The sequence below is a fragment of the Synechococcus sp. JA-3-3Ab genome (assembly GCF_000013205.1).
In the GTDB taxonomy this organism is placed as follows: Bacteria; Cyanobacteriota; Cyanobacteriia; order Thermostichales; family Thermostichaceae; genus Thermostichus.
Window position 1 is genome coordinate 2,467,730 of sequence record NC_007775.1, and the last position, 22,972, is coordinate 2,490,701.

The following is a 22,972-nucleotide window of genomic DNA, read 5'->3' on the forward strand; positions in this document are numbered from 1 at the left end:
GGCCCTGTGCTGGGGCAGCTCCTTGTGGTTGGGGATGGGGGAGGCCGTCTTTGCCCAGTTGGATCCCCTGCCCACCAATCTGGAGGGCTATCAGCGCTTTTGGGCGGCCCAGCGGAGCCGCGATCCTGGCTCAGAGCCGGTTGCTCCCACCGGCGCCAGCCTGTTGGGGGATCCCATCACCTTGGCCGAGGCCCAATCCTCCTCGCGCCTGGCAGCAACAGCGGCTCCCTCCGTTCCCCCTCTTCCCGCCTCGGCCCCTGTTGAAGGATCCCCTCCCGAAAAAGCGCTCACACCGGAAGAGCTAAACCGGCAGCGGCTGCAGCCGCTCTTGGCCGAAGGGGCGGCGGCCCATGCACGGCGGCAGGCGCAGCAGGCCCAAGCTCAGGCAACACCGTCCTCCCGGTCTGCTTCATCGACAACGCCCACGGCAGCTGTTCCTACTCTGGACTCCCTTCGCTCCTCCCAGCCTGCAACTTCCCAAGCTGCTGACTTGCAGGTAGAAGAGCAACCTGGGCAGCACCCCAACGAAGCGAGGCGCTTGCCTGTTCCCCCCCCAGGGTCCACCGTCGAGAGCCTGGCCGCTGCTCAAGGGCAAGAGAGGCCTGGTTCGGAAGCGGTGGCGCAGCAAGTCCCGACCTGGATCCCGCAAGCCGGCGGGAACTGGAATTGGGGCGGCGCCCCTTCTTCCACCGGCACTCAGAGGGCAGCTCAAACCGGAACTGAGGCATTCACCCCCACTGCCGGATCCCTCCTTGCTCCTCAGTTGTTGGAGCGGTTCCCCCTGTTGCGAGATCTGGGCGATCCCGCCACCGGCCCAGAAGCCGCTCCGCCTGCCAGCCAGGGATCCCAGATTCGCCAGCAGCTGGCGGCCACCGCCACCGCCCAGATCCCCCTCGACCCGGCTCAGATCAACGTCAGTGGGGATGTGCTCAGCTACCTTGCCGAGCAAGACCTGGGCATTGCCGAGGGGAACGCCCAGATCCAGTTGGCCGACGGCACCCGCATCAGCGGCGAGCGGCTGTTGTTTTACCGACGGGAACGGCGCCTGCGCAGCGACGGCCCCTTCCGGATGGAACAGCCCCCTGGACCCCAGGGGCGCGGCATCCGGCAAATTGAGGGGCGCAACCTGGATCTGGACATCCCCGGTCGCAGCGCTCAATTTGAAAGCTCGCTGGTGATCTTGCCGGGGGAGGAGCCGGGCACCAAGGTTTTTGTGCGCAGCCAAGAGACCACCGCCCTGTTGGGGGATCAGATCTTTTTCGAGAGGGCCACCGTCACCACCTCGCCGGAGCCGCCCATTACCCACTACGTACAAGGGGATCGGGTGGAGGTGTTTCCCGATGACCGGGTGATCGTCTACGACGCCCGCGTGTTTGCCGGCGGCGAACTCACAGAAGCAGGGGATCTGCGGGCGGGCCTTCAGATCGCCTATTTCCCCCTGTTCATCTACAGCCTGCGAGATCACCAATGGGTGCTGCCGGGGCGCAGCGAGACAGAGGGGGTGTTTGTCAAATCCAGTTGGGCCTACCGCTTCGACGAATACAACTTCGGCGGCCTGCGGCTGGATGCCATCCAGAAAAAAGGGGTGGGCATTGGTTTCTTGCATGACTACATCCTGCCCATCCCGGACAGTGTCAACTACGGGCGAGCCCAGTTTTACTTGGTTACCGAAGCCGACCAACAGCGCTTCTCCAGCCGTTTCCGCATCGACCACAACTTCGACTTTTACGCTGCCAACCTCTTTGGGCAGGAAGGCCAACTGCGGGGACAGCTCAACCTCAACCTGGACAACACCTACCGTCTTGCCGGCGGGCGCAACGACAACGCCGATCTCCGTCTCAACGCCACCTTTCAGGGGGATCTCTCCACCACCACCCTCAACATCAGCCGCACCGGATCCCAGGAGAACGGCACCTATAGCTTTCCCCTCACCCTCAGCCACCTCCAGCGCTATGGGGGCATGCCTTGGCTGCAATCGGATCTGCGGCTGGACTACAACCAGCGGGTGAGCGTCAAGGATGGGCCAGACTTTGCCGACGCGCGGCTGACGCTGGGTGCCCAACTCACCCCACCCGGCTGGGGCGGCACCTATCGCCTGGCCTACCGCGCCTACAGCAGCTCCAACGGCGACACCGAGCCGCGCCGCAACTTCGAGCTGGCCTTCAATCCCGATCTCCTCCGCATCACTCCCGATATCTCCCTCAGCAGCGCCCTCACCCTGACCCAAGAGCAACAGCCGGATCGAGAAGTGGGATCCGGCCTTAACTTTTTCAATCGTTACGAGCTGCGCTCCAGCCTTCAATTCAACGACATTCAACCGGCTCCCTGGATCACCTTCATGCCCGGCTCGATCGACTACACCCAAGTCCTGTACTCAACCCCCGACCAGGAATCCACCGTCAGCCTCAACCCCCGCCTCAGCCTCAAGCCTGCCGACTGGAACACCATCGACCTGCGCTACAGCCGCACCTTCTACGGCAACAACTCTGTGCCCTTTCAAACCCTTTCCGCCAGCCCCAAGGATGTGGATCGCCTCAACGCCAGCATCAGCTTCTTTACGCCGCGCGACTTCCTGCCCAACGTGCCTCCCGGCTACCTTGCCTTTGAAGATGACCTGCCCGGCGAGCTGCCCATAGCCCTGACTTTTCCCGACGACACGCCGGAGGACTTGGAAGCGATTGCCTCCCGTAACCTGCAGGAGCTGCAGGCAGAGGTGAAAAACCTGGTGCGCCTGGACACCAGCCTTGGCTACGACTTCATCACCCAGAAGTGGGATACCCTCAACGCCAACTTCACCTGGAGCACCACCCCTGATCTGTTCAACATTCAGTTGCAGACGGCCTACGACCTGAACCAGGGACAGCTCCAACCCGTTCGTCTGGAGTATCGGGGACGCAGCAGCACCACATTTAACCGGGATCAACGCTCCGGCCTGGAGGTGTATGAGCCGGGGATCAGCTATGCGCTGCAGGCGGTTTACGATCCCCGGTTGGGCCAGATCTCTACCTATGGTCTGGAGCTGGATGCCACCCTCGGCACGCAGTGGCAAAACCACTGGCGGCTCCGCCTGGGCCTGACGGAGGCAGGGATCCGCCGCATTGAGGTGCGCCGCGACCTGCGGGATTTCGAGCTGCGCCTGGCCTACGATCCGCTGGCAGAGTCCCTGCGCCTGGAAGGGATCCTGGTGGCCTTTCCCAGCCGCCCGGTGGGCCTGACCCAAGAGCGGGGAGAGTTTCACCTAACCTCGCCGGTGGGCGCCTTCAGCCTGGATAGCCTGGGGCGCTAGGGCTGGCTCTGCCCTGCAGTCGGGAGGGCGGGTTGGGGCCGGCTTCGGCTACACTAAAGGGCCGACGCTCCTTTTTGCTCAGCAGCGCTGAACTCCTATGGCCAGGATCAACGACCACTTCCTCAAGCTGAAGGCTGGCTATCTCTTTCCCGAGATTGCCCGGCGGGTGCAGGCCTTTGCCGCCGCCCATCCCGAAGCTCAGATCATCAAGATGGGCATTGGCGATGTCACCGAGCCGCTGCCGGAAGCCTGCCGAACAGCCATGATCCGGGCCGTGGAGGAGATGGGGGAGCGGGCCACCTTCCGCGGCTATGGGCCGGAACAGGGCTACGAGTGGCTGCGCCAGGCCATTGCCCGCCACGATTTCCAGGCCCGCGGCTGCGACATCGACGCCTCTGAGATCTTCATCTCCGACGGCTCCAAGTGCGACTGCGGCAACATCCTGGATATTCTCGGCCACGACAACACCATTGCCATCACGGATCCCGTCTACCCGGTTTATGTAGACACCAATGTGATGGCCGGCCATACGGGGCCGGCCAACGAGCGGGGCGAATACGAGGGCCTGGTCTATCTGCCGCTGACGGCAGAAAACCACTTCACCGCCAGCTTGCCCCAGCAAAAGGTGGATGTCATCTACCTCTGCTTTCCCAACAACCCCACCGGCGCAGTGGCCACGCGGGAGCATTTGCAGGCCTGGGTGGACTATGCCCGCGCCCACAACTCGCTCATCCTCTTCGATGCCGCCTACGAGGCCTACATTACCGAGCCTGGGATCCCCCACTCCATCTACGAGATCCCAGGGGCAAGGGAATGCGCCATCGAGTTCCGCTCCTTTTCCAAAACGGCTGGCTTTACCGGCACCCGCTGCGCCTTTACCGTGGTGCCCAAGTCGCTGCGGGGCCAGGCTGCCGACGGCTCCTGGGTGGATCTGTGGAGCCTGTGGTATCGCCGCCAGTCCACCAAGTTCAATGGCGTGGCCTACATTGTGCAGCGGGGAGCAGAAGCCGTCTATTCCGAGGCGGGGCAGGTCCAGGTGCGGGCTCTGGTGCAGTTTTACCTGGAGAATGCCCGCATCATCCGCGAGCAGCTCGCCACAGCGGGGATCCAAGCCTACGGCGGCGTCAACGCTCCCTATGTTTGGGTAAAAGCCCCGGAAGGACTGAGCAGTTGGGAGTTTTTCGACAAGCTGCTGCACACCTGCCATGTGGTGGGAACTCCCGGATCGGGCTTTGGCAGCGCCGGCGAGGGCTATCTGCGCCTGTCGGCTTTCAACAGCCGCGCCAACGTGGAGGAGGCGATGCGCCGCATTGTCAGCGTGTTTGGAAGCTAAGGGGCTAGAGCTTTGGCGGGGGAGCAGGGATCTTCCCGGACAAGCTGGAGAGGGAAAGATCCCTGGTGTGGGGCTCCATGGGATGCTACAGACAGAACAGGCTACGAGAGGAGACAGACCTTGCGGGTGGGGATCATCGGCACTGGCTACGCAGCTCGCTCACGGGCAGAAGCCTTGCGCAAAGATGGGCAGGTGCAGATTGTGGCAGTTGCTGGCCGAACCCCTGAGCGAAGTGCTGCTTTTGCCGCCGAGTTTGGGGCGGCGGCCTATTCCGACTGGTCTTCCCTGTTCTGCGAGCAGCCGCTGGATTTGGTGTTTGTTAGCACCATCAATCGGGATCATGCGGCCATCGCCCGTGCCGCCCTGGAGGCCGGGATCCACACCGTTGTGGAATATCCCCTGGCCCTGAGCGTTGCCGAAGCTCGCTCCCTGGTGCAATTGGCAGCGGAACGGCAGTTGCTGTTGCACGTAGAGCACATAGAGCTCCTCAGCGGCGTTCACCAGTTGCTGAGACGGGAGCTGGCAGGGCTGGGCAAGTTGTTTGCCGTTCGCTACATTACCCTCACTGCCACCCACCCTGCCCCCGACCGCTGGACTTATCGGCCCGACCAGTTTGGCTTCCCCCTCACAGGGGCTGTCTCCCGCATCCACCGCCTGGTGGACTTGTTGGGAAAGGTAGAGCGGGTGAGCTGTCAACTGCGCTACGACGGTCCAGACTTGCCCCACCGCTACAGCAGTTGCTACTGCACAGCCCACCTAAGTTTTGCCAGTGGGCTGCTGGCGGTGTTGACCTATGGCAAAGGGGACTCCCTGTGGTGCTCCCAGCGCCTATTGGAGTTCCATGGCCAGCGGGGGGGCCTGCTGATCAACGGCGAAGAGGCGACCCTGTTGCGCCCTGGCAGCGCCCATCCCCTGGAGACCGGATCTCGCCACGGCCTGTTTGAGCAAGATACCCGCATGGTGCTGGCTCACCTGCGCTGCGGCAGCCCTCTCTACGTGGATCCGGAGAAGATACTCCACGCCCTAGCTGTGGCCGAGGCCGCCGAGCGGTCTGCCCAAACCCAGCAGGTTGTCTGCGTCCAGGATTAGATCCCTTAGCAGCAGGCGACGTTGCCGCTCAAGGAGAAGGAACTGGGTCTGCCAGCGGAAAGTGCCGCTGCAACAAAGCCGGGATCCCTTGCGGAGAAACGCCGCTGTAGCGAGCCTTGTCGGGCAGGAACACCACGTTGGGCCCCCGTTTGCAATCTTTCATGCAGCCCACTCCCTGCACCCGGATGGTCTCCGGGTAGGCCGCCAAGTGGGCCTGCAGAGCCTGCATCACCGCCATCGCCCCCCGCCGACAGCAATCAGACTTCTGACAGACCAAGACAACGCCTTTCCTCCCTTCCTCCGCTCCGGGAGCGGCCTTGGGGGAAGCCTGGACAGGAACCACGCGGCAGAGCACCCATTTCTCTCGCCCCTTGAATGGATCCACCTCCCGCTCCCCGGCGATCTGAAGCCTATCTCCGGGTTTGAGGCTGCGGTAGAGCTCAGAACGCAGCGGCTTGGGGATCTTGCCGGCAAACACTTCTGCCCCGGCCTGCCAGCGCAAGTACTTGAGCTTGCCATCCTTATCGGGAAGAAATCCCAGGAACTGGCCCTCTGCCTCAAACGGGATCCTTTGCTTAGCCAACTTGCTCATCTTGTCCCCCAGCGTTGAGCTGCCAACATATCTCTAGGCTGTCCAATAACTCCCGCCGCCGCGCCGTGTATTGGCGGATCACGCTGCGCACCTGCACCAGAGCCAAAGGCGTGTCCACCTGCACCTGCAAATGACCCTCTCCCGTACAAACCGCTGGGATCCCCAACTCCACCAGCCGCCGCCCAATGCGCCAGCGCTCCCCCAAGGGGATCTGCAAACAATAGCCGCTCCCAGAAGATACAAAGTTCATGGCCAGAAGCAACGCCTCATCAGTAAGAGTAGACCTGGAAAGCTACTAGGGAGAGTAATTCTCAATAAATGCTTACAAGAAAAACAAAAGCCAGCGCAGAGAGGGTAGCAGGCTCGCCGACCTGACGGGCCTGCCCTGGATCCCGACTAGGCTCTGCCGTCCATCAAGCCAAACACCAGGCTGTCGTTGGCCAGGAAGTGGCTGAGGTGGAAGGCCCGGTCTTCCGTCTTCAGCAAGATCTGCTCGTAGAGGTAGCGGGTGGCGCGATCCCCTAGGCTTTCCGCTTGAGCGGCCTGACGCCGCAGCAGATCAATGATGGCCTGCTCCGCGGCCAGATCGTTCTTCAGCATTTGCCGCGCCTCAAAAGCGCCATCCGGCTCAGGGGTAAAGCAGCAGAGGCGAGCCAAGGTGGCAAAGGTGGCTACCGGCACACCCCCTAGACCTTCAAGGCGTTCTCCCAGGTCGTGAACATGTTCCCTCACCTGCTCGTAGTGATCCTTGAATAACTGGTGCAGCGGGTAGAACTCGGTGCCCTCCACTACGAAGTGATGCTTCTGGTATTGCAAGTACAACCCTTGGAAGCTGGCCAGAAGGGCGTTCATCCCCTCGCAGATCGGCTGGGTCACCTCCAGGCCGAGGGAGACAGGGTTGTTGCGCACGCTGTTGAAGGCCTGGCGCAAGGTTGCGGTTTCGGACATAGGGCAAGGTTCTCCAAGGTAAAGAGGACACAGCTATCTACCCAGTCTACTTGATTGAGTCGATCCAGGAGATCTTGGGGCTGTCCCCACCCCAGCATAGTCCAACTCGGCGCTTCTTGTGAACAGCTCTCAATAAAGTGCTGGTTGTAGCAAAACCGGTGGGCCGGTCAGGGAGGAGTCGCATCCCTTCGCGATTTACACTAGACTGGGAGCGTTAGCCCAGTTGATCCCGTACTTGGGGATGGAGCATGTCTCAAACGGAGCCGGAAAGCCGCTCCTGGATAGAAAAACTGATTCGCCTAACCCATCAAACGGTTGCGCGAGCTCGGGGGCAACAGGGAGATCTAGAAGATTCGGCCGGCCACCTGTTCAAACGCCACCTGTTCAAACAGAGCCTGCTGGAAGCGGAGGCCGAAATGGGCCATTGCAACGTCCTGGTGATCGGCAAAAGCGGGGTGGGCAAGAGCACTTTGGTCAACGCGGTGTTTAAAGATGAGCTGGCCCGCACCGGCGTCGGCAGCCCCGTCACCCGCCACATTCGCCAATATTCCAAGCAAGGTTGCCCGATCACCATCTACGATACGCCTGGCATGGAGTTGGCCGGCGAGCAGAATACTCAGATCCGCCTCGAGGTGGCCCAACTAATCGACGAGCTGCGCCTCAAGGATCCTGAACATCACATTCACATTGTTTGGTATTGCATCCACCACGAGCTGAAGCGGCTGGAGGAAACCGAGCGCAGGTGGCTGAGGGAACTGGAACTCAAAGATGTGCCGGTCATCTTGGTTTTAACTCAATGCCTGGAATACCCCAATCCGGAAGAGAGCGAGTTTTTCCAGTATTTGCAGCGCCAAAATCTCCCTGTTCGCTACATTGTTCCTCTTTTGGCTAAGGACAAGGTCATTAACCGGCAACTCACCATCCCCGCCCACGGGCTGGAGCATCTGATCGGCTGCACCTTGGAGCTGCTGCCGGAAGTGGCTCGCCTTGCCTTTATCCGCCAGCAATTGCTGCGGGTAGATCTCAAAGCCGATGCTGCTTTTAAGTATGTATCGGGCTATGTGGCCAGCGCGGCCTTTATTGGGGCAACCCCCCTTCCTTTTGCCGATGCCCCTCTGTTGGTGGCTGCTCAGATTGGCATGATTGCCAATATCAGCTTTATCTTCGGCTACAAAGCTTCCCCTTCTTTTTATTACTCTTTGATGGCGGCTTTGGCAGGCGTTGGGGGCGCAGTGGTGACCGGGCGGGCCATTGTCTCGAACCTGCTGAAGCTGATCCCCGGCGTGGGATCCCTGGCAGGCGGCATCATCCAATCCACCACAGCCGCTACCCTGACCCTTTCCCTTGGCCTGGCCTATATTGAGCTGATGAAGGCCATCGCCCGCGCCGAAATCCAAGGAATCCAGCTTTCCCAGAAAGAGATGCAGGAGATCTTTGTGCGCGAGTACCAAGAATATGCCGGACGCAGAACCCAGAAAAATGAGGTGGGAATAAGAGCATAAGAGCTTTTCATCCCGGCTTTTGAGTGGGCAGCGAGCCCGAGCTGCAAACAGGATAGGATCCTGGAGAAGGCGAATGTCCTGAGGTCTCGAACCCAAAGGCGCCTTGGACTAGGTACAGTGGCCGGCCTTTCACCTCTTCAAAAACGCGGCCCAGATACTCTCCAATTACGCCCAGGCTGATCAACTGGATCCCGCCCAAAAACAAGGTCATCACCGCCAAAGAGGCGTAGCCGGGCACATCAGAGCCAAACAGCAAAGTGCGGATGATCAGAAAAAGGCCGTACAGCAAAGCCAGCACGGAAATCCCCAAGCCCAGATAGCTCCACACCCGCAACGGCCAAGAGCTAAAAGAGGTAATGCCTTCTATGGCCAGGTTCCACAACCGCCAGTAGTTCCACTGGCTTTTGCCGCGAAAACGGGGGGCGCGGTCGTAAAAAATGGCCACCTGACGATAGCCCACCCAGGCAAAGATCCCTTTCATAAAGCGGGTGCGCTCCCGCAGTTGCCTGATGGCGTCCACCACCTGCCGATCCAATAGCCGAAAGTCCCCGGTATTGCGCGGGATCCGCACCTGGCTGAGCTGGTCGATGACCCAATAAAACCCGTTGGCCGTCAAGCGCTTGAGCCAGCTCTCTCCCCGGCGGCTGCGGCGCACCGCATACACCACCTGATACCCCTGCCGCCACTGCTGCAGCATCTCCGGGATCAACTCCGGGGGATCCTGCAGGTCGGCGTCGATGGGCACAACGGCTCTGCCCGCAGCGTAGTCCAAGCCGGCGGTGAGGGCAATTTCCTTGCCAAAACCGCGGGAGAGGTTCACCACCTTGATGCGGGGATCCTGACGATGGAAAGCGATCAGCTTTTCCAGCGTGTCGTCCTCGCTGCCGTCGTTGACACAGATGATCTCGTAGGGGATCCCCAACGGATCCAAGGTTAGGCGCAGGCGCTCGAACAAATGTTCCAGGTTGTCCGCCTCATTTTTGCAGGGGATGACAACCGAGAGCTCAGGGGCAGCAGGCTCAGAGGACATAGGAGAGCAGGGATCCCGTACCTGGCGATTATTCTGCCATCACGGGGTGCTATGGGTTTGCCGACATCTCCGCCACAATCGAGCGCAGCTCATCCTCTGAGATGCGGTAGACCTCGTTGCAGAACTGGCAAACCGCCTCTGCTCCCTTATCGGTGCGGATCATGTCGATGAGCTCGTCCCGCCCCAACATGCGCAGCGCCCCCTTCACCCGGTCGGAATTGCACTGGCAATAGAAGCGGATGGTGCGCACCTCCGGCGCGATCTTGAGATCCAAGTCGCCCAGGCAAATTTGCAACAGCTCCCGCAAACCGCCGCCGTAGGCCAGCATTGGGCTGAATTCCTCTACTTTGGCCAAACGGGCCTCCATCTCCGGGATCAGACTGGCTGGCGCTCCCGGCATGAGCTGCATCAGCACTCCACCGGCGGCGCGCACCCGCTGGGAATCGAGGTTCACCCCCAAAAGAACTGCCGAAGGGATCTGCTCCGAGGAGGAGAGGTAGTAGCTGATATCATCTCCCACCTCTCCCGAAACCAGTTCCACAGCACTGGTGTAAGGCTGGCCGTAGCCCAAGTCCCGCAGCACATGGAGGTAGCCGTAACGCCCAACGGCCTGACCCACATCCAACTTGCTCTCAGGGGTGAGAGGAAGTTCAATGGCAGGGTTGCTCACATAGCCGCGTACCGTGCCGTCCATGCCGGCATCTACGTAGATGCCGCCCAAGGGGCCATTTCCCTTCAGTTGCAGGTTGATCCGCGCCTGGCGTCGCTTCAGGTTGGCCGCCAGCAACAGGGCTGCACTCATAGCCCGCCCCAGCGCCACTGTCGCCACATAGGAGAGCTTGTGCCGCTCCCGCGCTTCCTGGACTGCCTGGGTGGACACCAAGCCCACCACCCGAATCTTGCCCTCCGCCGCCGTAGCCCGGATCAGGTGATCCGGAAGAGATGAAGGCGGTGTACTCTCAGAAATATCCTTGGTTCGCTTCAATCGTTCTGACCCAGAGGCATCCGTCATCACAACCTCAACTCCTGCCTCGAAAGCAAGCCTGCAGGGATCCCCTGGCGACTTACTTCTTTCCCCGTAGGCTCGCTGCCACTTCGCTATAAGTCGGAGCCAGCCTCTACTATACCATCATAGGCGGCTTATCCCCCTGCCCACTAGCCAGCAGCTTGCTCCGCTAGTTTTTCGGCTCAAAGCCAATCACCTTGCCCATGCTGCCGCTCTGCCCTCCGGTTGGCAAAGCGGTTCTTCATCCCAAGTAAGATAGGGAGCGTTTGCAATTCTTCTGCAATTTTTCCCTCTCCTACCAGAGTGTGCCATCCTGAGGATCTAGGCTGATCCAACGCGACCCCCAGCCTGTTGGCCTTACTCTCTGGGTGACTGCTTCATGTTGGATAACCTCACTGCCTACGTCTCGGAACATGCGGCCAAGCGTCGCTGGCGGGAACGCGCCTACAGCCGCTTTTTGCAGGATTGGCGGCGACAAGTGGTGCTGCTGCGCCGCCAACGGGCCGGTGAATTCGGCCAGCCGCTGGGGGATCCCTCCTGTATTTTCAGCGCCCAGTCGACCTGGTTGCGCTGTGCCGTCAACCCGCGAGGGCCCTGCCAGGGCTGCCCCCACTATTCCCCGCTTGCCTCTCCGCTGCCGGATCCTCACCCTGATGTGCTCGGTTAGTTCGCCGGATCCAAATCTGTTCAGACTCCCACTCATGCCAAAGGAAAACCGGCGGCGAAAGAAGGGATCCCATCCCCAGTCAACCTTCGACACTCCCCCTGCCGACCGGCTGGTTAAACGCCAAGGCAACGGCATAGCTGTTTCCCCGGAGCGCTGGGGACTCTGCGCAGTTCCCCAGCTCATCAGCCCAGAGCTCTGCCCGCACCAAAGTACGGGGCTACCAAGCTATCCCTCTGTGTCAAAATGAAAGAACGGTAACTCCATCGGCAAAGGTGAGATTCATGGCCCTTCACCTCTCGGCAGAGCACCTCCGCGCCATCCGCCAGCATGGCGAGCAAGCCTTTCCCTACGAGGGCTGCGGCATTTTGATCGGCGAGCTCAAGGGAGCGGACAAAATCGTCCATGAACTCTGGGCGGTGGCCAACACCTGGGATCAAGCCGAAAACCCCTTGGCAGACGGCGAATCCAGCCGCCGCCGCTTCTTGATCGACCCGGCGGATTTCAAGCGGGCCAACGACCATGCCGTGCGCAAAGGCCTGGGGATCCTGGGCACCTACCATTCCCACCCCAACCACGCGGCTGTTCCCTCCGAGTTCGATCGCCAGCACGCTTTTCCCTGGGGCTTTTCCTGTGTGATCGTCAGCGTGCGCGAGGGCAAAGCAGAGGAGGTGGCCAGTTGGGTTTTGGATGAGCAGGAGCAGCCCCAACGGGAGCCGATGCAGATTTGGGAAGACAAATCTCTGCCCTCGCTTGTGGCTCGGGCTGGCTAGAGAAGCTGACTGCTGTTTTCCCGCCAACCTTCCTTCCAAAAATGAGGCTTATGGCTGAGAAGCTTTGGGATCCCTGGTGGGCAATGACTGGGGTGAGGGTTGTCGGAAAAAGCGGTACTCTGAACTTGATGAGGTGACACTTGGAATAGTTCAGCTCAGAACCTCAAGGTGTAGATCAACCAGATCGCTAGAACCCTTCCCCGAACTCCCATGGCAACCAAAGTCTTGATTCCCTCCCCCTTGCGTCCCTACACCGACAACCTGGAAGCTGTCGAGATCGAGGGCAGCAATGTCGGCGAAGTGATGAGCAACCTGATCGCCCGCTATGGCGAGCTAAAGCGCCACCTCTACACAGAAGACGGCAAGTTGCGCAATTTCGTCAACGTTTACCTCAATGACGAGGACGTGCGCACGTTGGCCCAAGGCGACAACACGCCGGTGGGAGAACAAGCCGTCATCAGCATCGTTCCTGCTATTGCCGGAGGGCGTTGACCATGTTGAACCTGGACACCAGCCAAGTCAGCCTCTCCCGCGAGGAGATGGAGCGCTTTTCTCGCCACCTTATCCTGCCAGAGGTGGGCCTGGAAGGGCAGAAGCGGCTGAAAGCGGGCAAGGTGCTGTGCATTGGCACCGGCGGGCTGGGCTCGCCCCTGTTGCTGTATTTGGCGGCAGCCGGTGTGGGGCGGATCGGCATCGTCGATTTCGATGTGGTGGATGTGTCGAACCTGCAGCGGCAGGTGATCCACGGCACCTCCTGGGTGGGCAAGCCCAAGGTGGAATCGGCCAAAAACCGCATCCTGGAGATCAACCCCTATTGCCAGGTGGACGTTTACAACACCGCTCTGAAGGCCCACAATGCCCTGGAGCTGTTTGCCAACTACGACGTGATCGTGGATGGCACCGACAACTTCCCCACCCGCTACCTGGTCAACGATGCCTGTGTGCTGACGGGCAAGCCCAATGTCTACGGCTCGATCTTCCGCTTCGAGGGGCAGGCGACGGTTTTCAACTACGAGGATGGGCCCAACTACCGCGATCTCTACCCCGAGCCACCGCCACCGGGGCTGGTTCCCTCCTGTGCCGAGGGGGGCGTGCTGGGGATCCTGCCCGGCATCATCGGCCTGATCCAGGCCACCGAGACGGTGAAAATCCTGCTGGGCATCGGCACGACCCTGAGCGGGCGGCTGCTGCTTTACGATGCTCTAAAAATGAGCTTCCGCGAGCTGAAGCTGCGCAAAAACCCCGCCACTCCCCCCATCACCCAGCTCATCGACTACGAGCAGTTCTGTGGGATCCCGCAAGCCACAGAACAAGCCAGCCAAGCGGAGATCCCCGAGATCAGCGTGGCTGAGCTGAAGGCGCGGATGGATGCTGGCCAAGACTTTGTGTTGGTCGATGTGCGCAACCCCAACGAGTGGGAGATCGGCCGGATCCCTGGCGCTCACCTGATCCCGTTGCCGCAAATCGAAAACGGCGATGGGGTGGAGCAGGTGCGAAAACTCCTCAACGGCTCGGAGCTAATCGTCCACTGCAAGAGCGGGGTGCGCTCGGCCAAGGCCTTGAAGATTCTGCAAGCAGCCGGGATCCAAGGGAAAAACCTGCGCGGGGGGATCCTGGCCTGGGCTGAGGCTTACGATCCCTCCATTCCCAAGTACTAGTTCAAAGCTCTGGCTGTCCCTTGCCCTGCAGTTGAAGGCACAAGCGGCCTGCCGCTGCGCGGAAGCCAGCCCAGTAGCAGTGCGGTCAAGGGCGGCTGTCTGTTTCGGCTTCTCTCCTGCCCTTTGTCCTGCTCTAGCATAGATCTTCGAGGGTTCCTCTCCCTTTTTCGCCTCCCCTTTTCCATGAGTGCCACTTTGCCGGCAGAGACAGAAACCATCTTTCACTCCATCCCCGAAGCCCTGGAGGACCTCAAGTGTGGTCGCATGGTCATCGTGGTCGATGACGAAAACCGGGAAAATGAAGGGGATCTGATCTGTGCTGCCCAGTTTGCCACGCCAGAGGTGATCAACTTCATGGCCACCTATGGGCGGGGCCTTATCTGTCTAGCCATGCAGGGATCCCGCCTCGACGAGCTGAAGATCCCGCTGATGGTGGGGCAAAACACCGACAGCAACCAGACAGCTTTTACCGTCAGCATTGATGCCGGGCCAGAGTTAGGGGTTTCTACAGGCATTTCCGCTGCCGACCGCGCTCGCACCATCCAGGCGGCCATCCATCCCCATACCCGACCGGAAGATCTGCGCCGCCCTGGGCATGTCTTTCCGCTGCGGGCGCGGGAGGGCGGGGTGCTCAAACGGGCCGGCCACACGGAAGCGGCAGTGGATCTGGCCATGTTGGCCGGGCTGTACCCGGCAGGGGTGATCTGCGAGATCCAAAACCCGGATGGCTCGATGGCCCGCCTGCCCCAGTTGATCGAATTTGCCCGTCAGCACAATTTGAAAATTATCACCATCGCCCATCTGATCGAGTACCGCCTGCGCACCGAACGGCTGGTGCACCGGGGGGCTATCGCCACTTTGCCGACGGAGTTTGGCCAGTTTCAGGTCTACGGCTACCGCGACACCCTTAACCAGGTAGAACACCTGGCGCTGGTGAAGGGGGATCCGACCCAATTTGCCGCCAAGCCCGTCCTGGTGCGGGTGCATGTGGAATGCCCCCTGGGGGATGCGCTGGGATCCCTGCGCTGCGACTGTCGCCGCCAATTGACCGCCGCCCTGAAGATGATCGACCACCAGGGCCAGGGGGTGCTGGTGTACCTGCGCCGGCAAGAGCTCAGCCTTATCGAGCAAATCAAGTCCTATGCTCGCCAAGATCTGGGGCTAGCTGAAACTGCGCCGCCAGCAGCGATGGATCTGCGGGATTACGGCATTGGCGCCCAGATCCTACGCGATGTGGGGGTGCGGAAGATGCGCCTGATCAGCAATACCTCTCGCCACATCAGCGGCCTGAAGGGATTTGGCCTGGAAGTGGCCGAGCGGGTGCCCCTACTGCTGGAAGAGGAGGACGTGAATTTGCACTTGAAGCCCTCCTGCCCCCTCAGCGGGAAATCCGAGCCGCAACTCTACTCCAGCTTAGGCCTGTAGAGCGTTGTAAGGCCGAGCGCCCCGGTAGAAGAGGGATCGCGCTGAAGGCAGCTCGGCATCGACCCTAGAGACCTCAGCAGCTCGCTCCCAGAAGCGCCAGAAGACTCGCCTGCGGGGGGAGGGAGACGGTGCCGCTGGCTGAGAAGAACCCCCCTGCAACAGTTGCTTCGGCAAAACCGGCACTTCCGATCCCACCCGCGACCACACCTCAAACCTAGGAGGGCGCACCACCACAATGCTGATCAAGGAGCCGCGATCCATCTCGCGGCGGCAACTGGCGATAGCGTCCTGCAGCCGAGCAAAGCTGCGGTTAAAAGCGTAGAAATAATCCTGAAAGCGGATGGCCTCCCAAAACCCTTCCTTTGTCACCGCCACATGGTCGTGGTCGGCGGAGGCGTAGTCGAGGATCACCATACGTGTAAAGACTGATTAGTGATGAATCAAATCAGGATGGTTTTTTACCGTATTTCCACTTAAGCACGACATTGCACAGCCCGTCATCCGCGAAATGGCTTGCTTGCAACAAAAGGAGTTTTCTCGCCCTTGCTGCTCATGGGATCCCGCCCAATTCCTGTTGCAGCTTGGCCATGGCTGCTTCTCCGATGTGAGGGGAAGCACAGACCAGGTTGGGCGTGCGGATCAGGTCGGATCGGGCTTGGCGCACCAGAGCGCGCAGGGTAGAGTAGCTGGCCTCGTCGCAGATGAGGGTGTGGGCGCGGCGAATCAGGGATCCCACCCGTTCCGTATCGGAAATCACCGCTGTCAGCACCAGCAGGTCTGCTCGCAAGCTTTGGACGATCACCTCGGCAACTTCTAGTAGGGCAGTGCTGATGCTCACCAGCCCCAGACAAGCGTGGGAAGGCAATTGGCGGATCAGGGCAATTTCGCGGGCGTAATCCGACACCTCCACCGGGAGCACACGGGCCCCCCGCGGCTGGGCAATGGCCTCGACAGCGCTGAGAAAATAGTGCAGCGTCACCACAGTGCCGGAATGGATCTGATCCAGCACGGCGGCCAGGTCTTCCAACAGCACCAACTGGACCCGGATGCCCAAAGTCTGTTGGATTTGTTGAGCCATGAGTTGTCCTGTGCCCAAGTCTCGGCGGGGCACGCACACCAGCACCTGAGCACTGCAGCGCAGCCGCCAGTCGATCTCGGCCAGCAGCAGATCCCGCACCTGCTCCAGAGAAAAGCCTTGCTGCTGAAGCTGATCGATGCCCTGACGCACCTGCTCCAGCGCCTGTTTGGATCGATCCAGGTTCTTGCTGAGACCGCGAGAACGGTTAACCGCCTGGCGAGCAGTGCCGCTCACGTAAATGCCGGAGGCGGCGCGAGTTTCCACCAGGCCCATGGCCTCCAGTTGGTGGTAAACCTTGTGGATGGTGTTGCGATGCAGGCCCGTCTGCATGGCCAACTGACGGGTGCTGGGCAGGCGACAGCCGGGAGGAAATTGCCCGCAGGCAATGCCAAAACAGAGCAAGTTGAAGAGCTGGACTGAGCCAGGGATCCCGCTCTCCGGCTGAATAGAAATGCGCATCATGGCCTGCTTTTCTCCGTGACGTACTCCCGCACCCATGCTGACGCATAGAGTGCAGGCTTCCCAGTGACTCCTGCCCGATAGCAGGACATTTCCTGAGCTTGAAGAACGGGACGCCCCACCGCTCTGGATTTGATGACCCTCGCCGAGTTGTGATCCCTGCCAATACTCAGCCCACAGTGCGGACAATCGTGCCACCGCTCATGCAGCTTTTTGGGCACATCTCGACCACACCCCGAGCGCTCTTGACTCGTGCCATTTGGATCCCCTGCAATCGTCAACAGCCCAGCTCTTTCAGCCTTGGCTGCCAAGATTTGCAGGAACTCACCCCAACCGGCGTCATGGATAGATTTGGCCAACCTTGTCCTTGCCAGACCTTTGATGTTCAGCGCCTCATGGGCTATATGTCTTGCAAAAGCTGATGAGCAACTTTGTGGTGAAAATCCCGGCGCTGGTTGGCTACTTTCTGATGCGCCTTGCTCAACCTCTTGACCGCTTTCTGGTAGCGGTTTGACCCCTTCTGCTTGCGCGATACAGACCGTTGCAGCCGCTTGAGGGGCTTTTGCGCTTTACGGTAATACTGAGGAACCTCGATAACCTCACCCTCATCGGTGACCAAGAAAGAGCTTAGCCCCAGGTTATCCCCATCGTGTTTTCCCACGTTGGCGGGTCAGGGCTCCATTCCGGGACAGACGGATCCTGCAGGCTCAAGGTGACGTACCACCCATCCACCTTGCGGGTGATGGTGGCCGTTTTAATCACGAAGCCGTCCGGCAAAGGACGGTGTTGGATGAGCTTGACCGGCCCAATCTTGGGCAGATGGATAAACTTTCCCCGGATACAGTCCTGCTTCATCTGAGGGAAAGCGATTTTGCTCCCACCCGTTGAACCGTTCTGCCAAGCGATAGTTGTACTGCTTACGCAGCAGCTCCAGCCACTCACCCATCAGGGCGACTTGGCTAGCAGTAGGCCGCAAGCGGTACTGGTAAGCGGTTCTCATGATGAATGCATTGTACCTGTTGAACGCTCCCGCCTCTCATCCCGACTCTGACCGGCCCGCCCCCTATATCCCCCCGCCCCCCTATATCCCCCCGTATACGGGGGGACTGGGGGGCTGGGATATAGGGGGGTACAGAGCGGGGCTTCCAGGACTACGTCCCGCTAGCGCGAACGGCGGATTAGCTAAAGACAGGGATCGTCTGCCAGAAGAATTGCGCCAACACTTCACAAGGATAGGCACTCGAGAACGGCTCGGGCGCATCTTGTCCAAGCGACGCTGCGGGGGCAGGGATCCCCTCTGTTGCTGCGCCCACCCCCAACCCAATGGCCGACGATCCGGCCTCCGAAGGACAGGGGATCCCGCCCTGGTCTTGTTACAGAAATTTAGAATCGTTACAATAGTTAGCATCTTTGCATTGCAGGTTGCATCTCATGGCACTCACTCAGCAGTTTCCCGTGCTGCTCGTCTCGGTTTTGCGTCACGACAGCGTTCCTCCGCGGTGGTCCCAGTTGGGGTGGACCGTCTTGCGGGTGGTGGCGGGGCTATTCATGATTCACAACGGCCTCGACAAGCTGGCCGATATCGAAGGGTTTGCGGCGGCCTATGTGGAAGTGATCGGCTTGCCGTTCCCCATCTTTTTCTCCTATGTAGCCGCCTACACTGAACTGATCGCAGCTCCCCTGGTGGCCCTGGGCCTGTTCACGCGGCCCGCCGCATTGAGCCTGGTGGCCACGATGGCGGTGGCCATGTTTCACCACATCAAGGTGGCCGGCTTCAGCATTCCTTACCTGGAGCTATCGGCCATCTACGCGGCCATCTTCTTGGCCTTTGCCGTCAATGGCGGCGGTTGGTTCTCTCTGGATCAGCTCTTGGTGAACGGCATTGAGGCGGGGCTGAACCGCTCCAGCCGACAAAAGTTGGAGAGCTTGCAGTCTTCGCTGCAGGCCACCGAGCAGGTGATCGCCCTGGGCGAGCAAGAGGCCGAAGCTGCCCAAACCCCTCGCTCCTAAGCCAACTTCCCAGAGGGAGAGGGGACCGGGGGTGAGGGCTAAAGGCGGCTGGCGGCCCGCTCCATCAGGCGTTGGTGGGTGGAGCGTACCGGCTCTCCCGGCTTGGGCTGTCGCTGTACGTAGGTGCCATCGGGACGCAATTCCCAAGCTTGCCGGTTATCCGTCAGACAGATCTCCAAGATCGCCTTCAGCTCTTGCTGCAACAGGGGATCCTCTACAGGGGTTACCACCTCGACGCGGCGATCCAGGTTGCGGGTCATGTAGTCGGCGCTGCCGATGAAGTACTCTTCCTGGCCGCCGTTGTAGAAGTAGAAGATGCGGGAGTGCTCCAAGAAGCGCCCGATGATGCTGATGACACGGATGCGCTCGCTCAGGCCCGGGATCCCTGGCTTCAGGCAGCACATGCCACGCACAATGAGGTCGATCTCCACCCCTGCCTGGCTGGCCTCGTAGAGCACTTGGATCATGCGCGGGTCGGTGAGGGAGTTGACCTTGACGATGATGCGTCCCCGCTGGCCGGCTTGGGCATGGCGCATCTCTCTCCGGATCAAGGCTTCCATCCCCTGGCGCAGGGTGCGAGGGGCCACCAGCAGCTTGCGGAAGTGCCGTTGCCGCGAATAGCCCGTCAGCAGGTTAAACAATTCTGTTACATCGTTACAGAGAGTCTCATCGCAGGTAAACAGGCCCAAGTCAGTGTAGATGCGGGCGGTCTTGGGGTTGTAGTTGCCGGTGCCGATGTGGACATAGCGGCGCAGGGATCCCCCCTCTTCCCGCACCACCAGCGCCAGTTTGCAGTGGATCTTCAGCCCCGGCAGGCCGTAGGCCACGTGCACCCCAGCTTTTTCCAGCTTCTTGGCCCAGAGGATGTTGTTTTCTTCGTCGAAACGGGCTTTGAGTTCCACCAGGGCGGCCACCTGCTTGCCGTTCTCGGCAGCCTGGATGAGGGATCCCACCACCGAGGAGTCGCCGGAGGTGCGGTAGAGGGTTTGCTTGATGGTGAGCACCTGGGGATCGTTGGCCGCCTCCTCCAAAAACCGTTCCACACTGGCAGCAAAGGAATCGTAGGGGTGGTGCACCAGCAGATCCCCTTCCCGGATGACGGAGAAGATATCCACCGGCTCATCGCTGACCGAGGCAGTACGCAAGCGGGGAGGGGTGACGGGCCCCCAAGGGGGATCTTTTAAATCAGGGCGGTTGAGGTTGAGAAACGCCATCAGCCCCCCCATGTTGAGGAGCCCATCCACCTCGTAAACGGAGTCGGCATCCAGATGCAGCTCTTCGCACAGCCGTTGGCGAATGGCAGAGGGCATCGACTTGGCGATCTCCATGCGCACCACCGAGCCAAAGCGCCGTTTGCGCAGCTCTTCTTGAATGGCTGCCAGCAGATCGTCGGCCTCGTCCTCTTGGATCTCCAGATCGGCGTCGCGAGTGATGCGGAAGGGGTAGTACTCCAGCACTTCCATGCCCACGAACAGGGCCTCCAGGTGATGGGCGATCACCTGATCCAGCGGCACGAAGCTCACCCCGTCCCGCAGCGGCACAAAGCGGGGCAGGGTGTTGGGCACCTTGACGCGGGCAAAGTGTTCCTTGCCGGTCTCCGGATCCCGCACCACCACCGCCAAGCTGAGGCTGAGGTTGGAGATATAGGGAAAAGGATGGCCCGGATCCACCGCCAAGGGGGTGAGCACGGGAAACAGGCGGCGGTCGAAATACTCCCGCAGCTCCTGCCGCTCCGGTTCGGCCAGCTCGGAAAAATCGCGGATGTGAATGCCCTGTTCCGCCAGCTTAGGCACCAGTTCCTGCCGAAAACACTCGTGTAACTTTTGAATCAGGGGGCGCAGGCGATTGGAGATCTGCCGCAACTGCTGCTGCGGTGTGAGGCCATCTGGAGTCAGCACCAACACACCCGTCTCCAACTGACGGCGAATCACCGCCACTCGCACCATGAAGAATTCGTCCAGGTTGCTCTCGAAGATGGCCAGAAACTTCAGCCGCTCCAACAGGGGAGTGCGCTCGTCCAGAGCCTCGTGCAACACTCGGGCGTTGAACTCGATCCAGCTCAGCTCGCGGTTGAAATACTGCTCCGGCAAGGCATAGCCCTCCTGGATGGGCGCAGTCGGGATCCCGGGCTGTCCGGCATCGGGATGGCAGCCTGTCGCGTCGGGGTTGTGGGGCGACAAGGGAGAGTCCGTTTCCTGGGGGCGCGGAGTCATGGTGGCAGAGGTCTGGGTTGTCTCAAACACGTCAACAACGGCTGCAGCCGACCCCATCCTATCCTGCTGGGTTCTGCTTAGACGAAACGGAAGTAGCCACAACAGGCTTGGGCGGACGTTCTGGCAACAGCCCTTGGGAGCGCGTGAGAAGAATCACCTGCAGCAAGATCCCGATCAACAAAATGCGCAAGGGGCCGGCCCGGGTGGCCCATTGGGGCGGCAGACGGTTGGTCAACCATTCGCTGCCCGACCACACGCCCCAAATCACCAGCGCCCCCAGCAGGGCGCCGCGGTTGTTGCCGCTGCCCCCGGCAATCAACATCACCCAGACGATGAAGGTGGCAAACTCCGGCTGGAAGGCTTCCGGGCTGATGAAGTTGACAAAATGGGCATAGAGCGCCCCCGCCAGCCCCATGAGCATGGATCCCAGGACAAATGCCTGCAAACGAAACTGGAGCACATCTTTGCCAGCGGCTAGGGCTGCCGGCTCGTCCTCGCGGATAGCCCGCAGCACCCGTCCCCAAGGAGAGCGATAGGCCCGCTCGCTCAGCCAGTAAACCACCGCCAAGACCAGCAGCACCAAGCCCAAGTACAGCAGCGTATCCTGTCCTGGGATCCAGCCGCGAAAGGGCCGCGGAATGCGGGTGATGCCACGCACGCCGTTGGTCAGCCAGCCCTCGTTTTTCAGGATTTGGCTGATGATCTCGGCAATGCCGATGGTGGCGATGGCCAAGTAGTCGGAGCGCAGCTTGAGGGTGATCAAGCCGATCAAGAAGGCGATCGCCCCGGCGGCGACCACCGCCATGGCAAAGCCCACCCAGAACGGCAGATCGAACCCGCCCAGGTGCTCAGGGGTGGGCGGCGTCGTGGCAATGGCGCTGGCGTAGGCCCCCACAGCAAAAAAGGCCCCCACCCCAATGTTGAACATGCCGGCGTAGCCCCACTGGATATTGAGGCCCAGCACCAGCACGCCGTAGATCCCCACCAAAACCAAAAAGAAAATGGCGTAGCTCAACATCAGGCCCGTCCTCCCAACAGCCCTGTGGGCCGCAAGATCAGCAACAGCACCAGAATGGCAAAGGCCACCCCCGTCTTGTAGGCTGGGCTGAGCACCAAAGTAGAAAACTCCTCCGCCAGGCCAATCACCAGCCCCCCGGCGATGGCCCCGTAAGGGCGACCAATGCCGCCGAGGATGGCTGCAGCGAAAACGGGCAACAGCAGCCGCCAGCCCATGGTGGGGTGCAGCCGCGTATCCAGGCCCAGGAAGATGCCCGCCACACAGGCCAAGGCGGCGCCAATGGCCCAAGTCCAGAGAATGATCCGCTCCGTATCGATGCCGGTCACCTTGGCCAAGTCAAAATTGTCGGCCATGGCCCGCATGGCTTTCCCCACCCGCGTGTGCTGCAAAAACAGGTGCAGCGCCACCACCAACAGCGCCGTTCCCACCAGAATCGCTACCCAATCCGGTTTGACGCGCAGCCCCCAAAACTGCCAGGGCAACTGGATGCCGCTGCGGTACACCTGGTTGTTGGGCCCCCAGAGAATCTGCACCAAGCTGCGCAAGATCAGGGCCGTGCCAAAAGAAGAGATCAGCAAAATCACCGGCGCTTCCCGGCGCAGGCGGCGATAGACCAGTTGGTCGATCCCCACCGCACACAGTGCTGTCGCCAAGGCCGCCGGGATCCAGCTCACCTCTAGCGGCCAACCCCAGCCGACAAACGTCAGGGCAAAGTAGGCCCCCAAGGTCATCAGATCCCCGTGGGCAAAGTTGGCAAAGCGCAAAATGCCAAACGTGAGAGACACCCCAATCGCCCCCAAAGCATAGATGCTGCCCAGGACGAGGCCGTAGATGAACAGTTGCAACAGTTGGGTCACACCTGCCCCCGCAATACCCTGCCCTGATGAT

The 22,972-nt window shown here is 60.7% G+C and carries 23 protein-coding genes and 1 pseudogene; 10 read left to right on the forward strand and 14 right to left on the reverse strand.

Annotation, left to right across the window (positions count from 1 at the left end):
• Positions 1 to 34: 34 nt before the first annotated feature.
• From CYA_RS11545 to CYA_RS11555, 3 genes are all read left to right on the forward strand, one after another.
• Positions 35 to 3,286, forward strand: coding sequence for a hypothetical protein (locus tag CYA_RS11545; protein ID WP_228375317.1), 3,252 nt, complete (start codon positions 35 to 37; stop codon positions 3,284 to 3,286).
• A 97-nt stretch (positions 3,287 to 3,383) separates the two neighbouring features.
• Positions 3,384 to 4,619, forward strand: a complete 1,236-nt coding sequence (locus CYA_RS11550) for an LL-diaminopimelate aminotransferase (RefSeq protein WP_011431255.1) — start codon at positions 3,384 to 3,386, stop codon at positions 4,617 to 4,619.
• Positions 4,620 to 4,745: 126 nt separating this feature from the next.
• Complete coding sequence (locus CYA_RS11555) at positions 4,746 to 5,708, forward strand: Gfo/Idh/MocA family protein (RefSeq protein ID WP_228375523.1); 963 nt, start codon at positions 4,746 to 4,748, stop codon at positions 5,706 to 5,708.
• Positions 5,709 to 5,736: 28 nt separating this feature from the next.
• Here CYA_RS11555 and CYA_RS11560 read toward each other — a convergent pair whose 3' ends face one another.
• From CYA_RS11560 to CYA_RS11570, 3 genes are all read right to left on the reverse strand, one after another.
• Positions 5,737 to 6,300 carry a (2Fe-2S) ferredoxin domain-containing protein gene (locus tag CYA_RS11560; protein ID WP_041438576.1) on the reverse strand — a complete coding sequence of 188 codons (564 nt, stop codon included), beginning with the start codon at positions 6,298 to 6,300 and terminating at the stop codon, positions 5,737 to 5,739.
• A complete protein-coding gene (locus CYA_RS11565; protein WP_041438578.1) occupies positions 6,284 to 6,550 on the reverse strand; it encodes an Asr1405/Asl0597 family protein in 267 nt (88 codons plus the stop codon). The genes CYA_RS11560 and CYA_RS11565 overlap by 17 nt, the downstream gene beginning before the upstream one ends.
• A gap of 146 nt (positions 6,551 to 6,696) precedes the next feature.
• On the reverse strand, positions 6,697 to 7,248 hold the full coding sequence (locus tag CYA_RS11570) for a Dps family protein (RefSeq protein ID WP_011431259.1): 552 nt from the start codon (positions 7,246 to 7,248) through the stop codon (positions 6,697 to 6,699).
• Between the two features lie 248 nt (positions 7,249 to 7,496).
• Between CYA_RS11570 and CYA_RS11575 the strand changes: the two genes are divergently transcribed.
• On the forward strand, positions 7,497 to 8,750 hold the full coding sequence (locus tag CYA_RS11575; RefSeq protein WP_011431260.1) for a YcjF family protein: 1,254 nt from the start codon (positions 7,497 to 7,499) through the stop codon (positions 8,748 to 8,750).
• Between the two features lie 7 nt (positions 8,751 to 8,757).
• Here the strand turns inward: CYA_RS11575 and CYA_RS11580 are convergent, their stop codons facing one another.
• Together CYA_RS11580 and hslO are read right to left on the reverse strand one after the other, a co-directional pair.
• Positions 8,758 to 9,780: a glycosyltransferase family 2 protein gene (locus CYA_RS11580; protein ID WP_011431261.1), complete on the reverse strand. Its 1,023-nt coding sequence runs from the start codon at positions 9,778 to 9,780 to the stop codon at positions 8,758 to 8,760.
• 49 nt (positions 9,781 to 9,829) lie between these two features.
• Positions 9,830 to 10,792 carry an Hsp33 family molecular chaperone HslO gene (gene hslO / locus CYA_RS11585; RefSeq protein WP_011431262.1) on the reverse strand — a complete coding sequence of 321 codons (963 nt, stop codon included), beginning with the start codon at positions 10,790 to 10,792 and terminating at the stop codon, positions 9,830 to 9,832.
• 373 nt (positions 10,793 to 11,165) lie between these two features.
• Between hslO and CYA_RS11590 the strand changes: the two genes are divergently transcribed.
• The 5 genes and pseudogenes from CYA_RS11590 to ribB form a co-directional block, all read left to right on the forward strand.
• Positions 11,166 to 11,453 (forward strand): DUF6464 family protein, encoded by a 288-nt coding sequence (locus tag CYA_RS11590; protein WP_011431263.1) that lies wholly within the window; start codon positions 11,166 to 11,168, stop codon positions 11,451 to 11,453.
• Between the two features lie 281 nt (positions 11,454 to 11,734).
• Positions 11,735 to 12,223 (forward strand): M67 family metallopeptidase, encoded by a 489-nt coding sequence (locus tag CYA_RS11595; protein WP_011431264.1) that lies wholly within the window; start codon positions 11,735 to 11,737, stop codon positions 12,221 to 12,223.
• Between the two features lie 210 nt (positions 12,224 to 12,433).
• Entirely contained in the window at positions 12,434 to 12,715 is a 282-nt protein-coding gene (locus tag CYA_RS11600) for a MoaD/ThiS family protein (RefSeq protein ID WP_011431265.1), read from the forward strand.
• Positions 12,716 to 12,717: 2 nt separating this feature from the next.
• Positions 12,718 to 13,881 (forward strand): molybdopterin-synthase adenylyltransferase MoeB, encoded by a 1,164-nt coding sequence (gene moeB / locus CYA_RS11605; protein ID WP_011431266.1) that lies wholly within the window; start codon positions 12,718 to 12,720, stop codon positions 13,879 to 13,881.
• A 216-nt stretch (positions 13,882 to 14,097) separates the two neighbouring features.
• Positions 14,098 to 15,240: pseudogene (gene ribB, locus CYA_RS11610) on the forward strand (3,4-dihydroxy-2-butanone-4-phosphate synthase); the annotation flags it as partial.
• Between the two features lie 54 nt (positions 15,241 to 15,294).
• Here the strand turns inward: ribB and CYA_RS11615 are convergent.
• From CYA_RS11615 to CYA_RS15760, 6 genes are all read right to left on the reverse strand, one after another.
• Positions 15,295 to 15,720 (reverse strand): hypothetical protein, encoded by a 426-nt coding sequence (locus CYA_RS11615; RefSeq protein ID WP_011431268.1) that lies wholly within the window; start codon positions 15,718 to 15,720, stop codon positions 15,295 to 15,297.
• A gap of 136 nt (positions 15,721 to 15,856) precedes the next feature.
• Positions 15,857 to 16,846, reverse strand: coding sequence for a GntR family transcriptional regulator (locus tag CYA_RS11620; RefSeq protein WP_041438581.1), 990 nt, complete (start codon positions 16,844 to 16,846; stop codon positions 15,857 to 15,859).
• Positions 16,843 to 17,202: a transposase gene (locus CYA_RS15410; protein WP_228375323.1), complete on the reverse strand. Its 360-nt coding sequence runs from the start codon at positions 17,200 to 17,202 to the stop codon at positions 16,843 to 16,845. Before CYA_RS15410 ends, CYA_RS11620 begins: the two co-directional genes overlap by 4 nt.
• Positions 17,203 to 17,243: 41 nt before the next feature.
• Positions 17,244 to 17,462 (reverse strand): transposase, encoded by a 219-nt coding sequence (locus CYA_RS15415; protein WP_240527330.1) that lies wholly within the window; start codon positions 17,460 to 17,462, stop codon positions 17,244 to 17,246.
• A gap of 8 nt (positions 17,463 to 17,470) precedes the next feature.
• A complete protein-coding gene (locus CYA_RS15420) occupies positions 17,471 to 17,698 on the reverse strand; it encodes a hypothetical protein (RefSeq protein WP_228375534.1) in 228 nt (75 codons plus the stop codon).
• Positions 17,598 to 17,843, reverse strand: a complete 246-nt coding sequence (locus CYA_RS15760) for a helix-turn-helix domain-containing protein (RefSeq protein ID WP_228375326.1) — start codon at positions 17,841 to 17,843, stop codon at positions 17,598 to 17,600. The genes CYA_RS15420 and CYA_RS15760 overlap by 101 nt, the downstream gene beginning before the upstream one ends.
• Before the next feature lie 431 nt (positions 17,844 to 18,274).
• Between CYA_RS15760 and CYA_RS11630 the strand changes: the two genes are divergently transcribed.
• Positions 18,275 to 18,853: a DoxX family protein gene (locus CYA_RS11630; RefSeq protein WP_041438584.1), complete on the forward strand. Its 579-nt coding sequence runs from the start codon at positions 18,275 to 18,277 to the stop codon at positions 18,851 to 18,853.
• 38 nt (positions 18,854 to 18,891) lie between these two features.
• Here CYA_RS11630 and CYA_RS11635 read toward each other — a convergent pair whose 3' ends face one another.
• Genes CYA_RS11635 through CYA_RS11645 form a run of 3 tightly spaced genes read right to left on the reverse strand, consistent with a single transcriptional unit; the run spans position 18,892 to position 22,941 of the window.
• Positions 18,892 to 21,066 carry an RNA degradosome polyphosphate kinase gene (locus tag CYA_RS11635; RefSeq protein WP_083759194.1) on the reverse strand — a complete coding sequence of 725 codons (2,175 nt, stop codon included), beginning with the start codon at positions 21,064 to 21,066 and terminating at the stop codon, positions 18,892 to 18,894.
• 58 nt (positions 21,067 to 21,124) lie between these two features.
• Positions 21,125 to 22,084, reverse strand: a complete 960-nt coding sequence (locus CYA_RS11640; RefSeq protein WP_011431272.1) for a branched-chain amino acid ABC transporter permease — start codon at positions 22,082 to 22,084, stop codon at positions 21,125 to 21,127.
• Positions 22,084 to 22,941, reverse strand: coding sequence for a branched-chain amino acid ABC transporter permease (locus CYA_RS11645; protein WP_011431273.1), 858 nt, complete (start codon positions 22,939 to 22,941; stop codon positions 22,084 to 22,086). The genes CYA_RS11640 and CYA_RS11645 overlap by 1 nt, the downstream gene beginning before the upstream one ends.
• Positions 22,942 to 22,972: the final 31 nt, after the last annotated feature.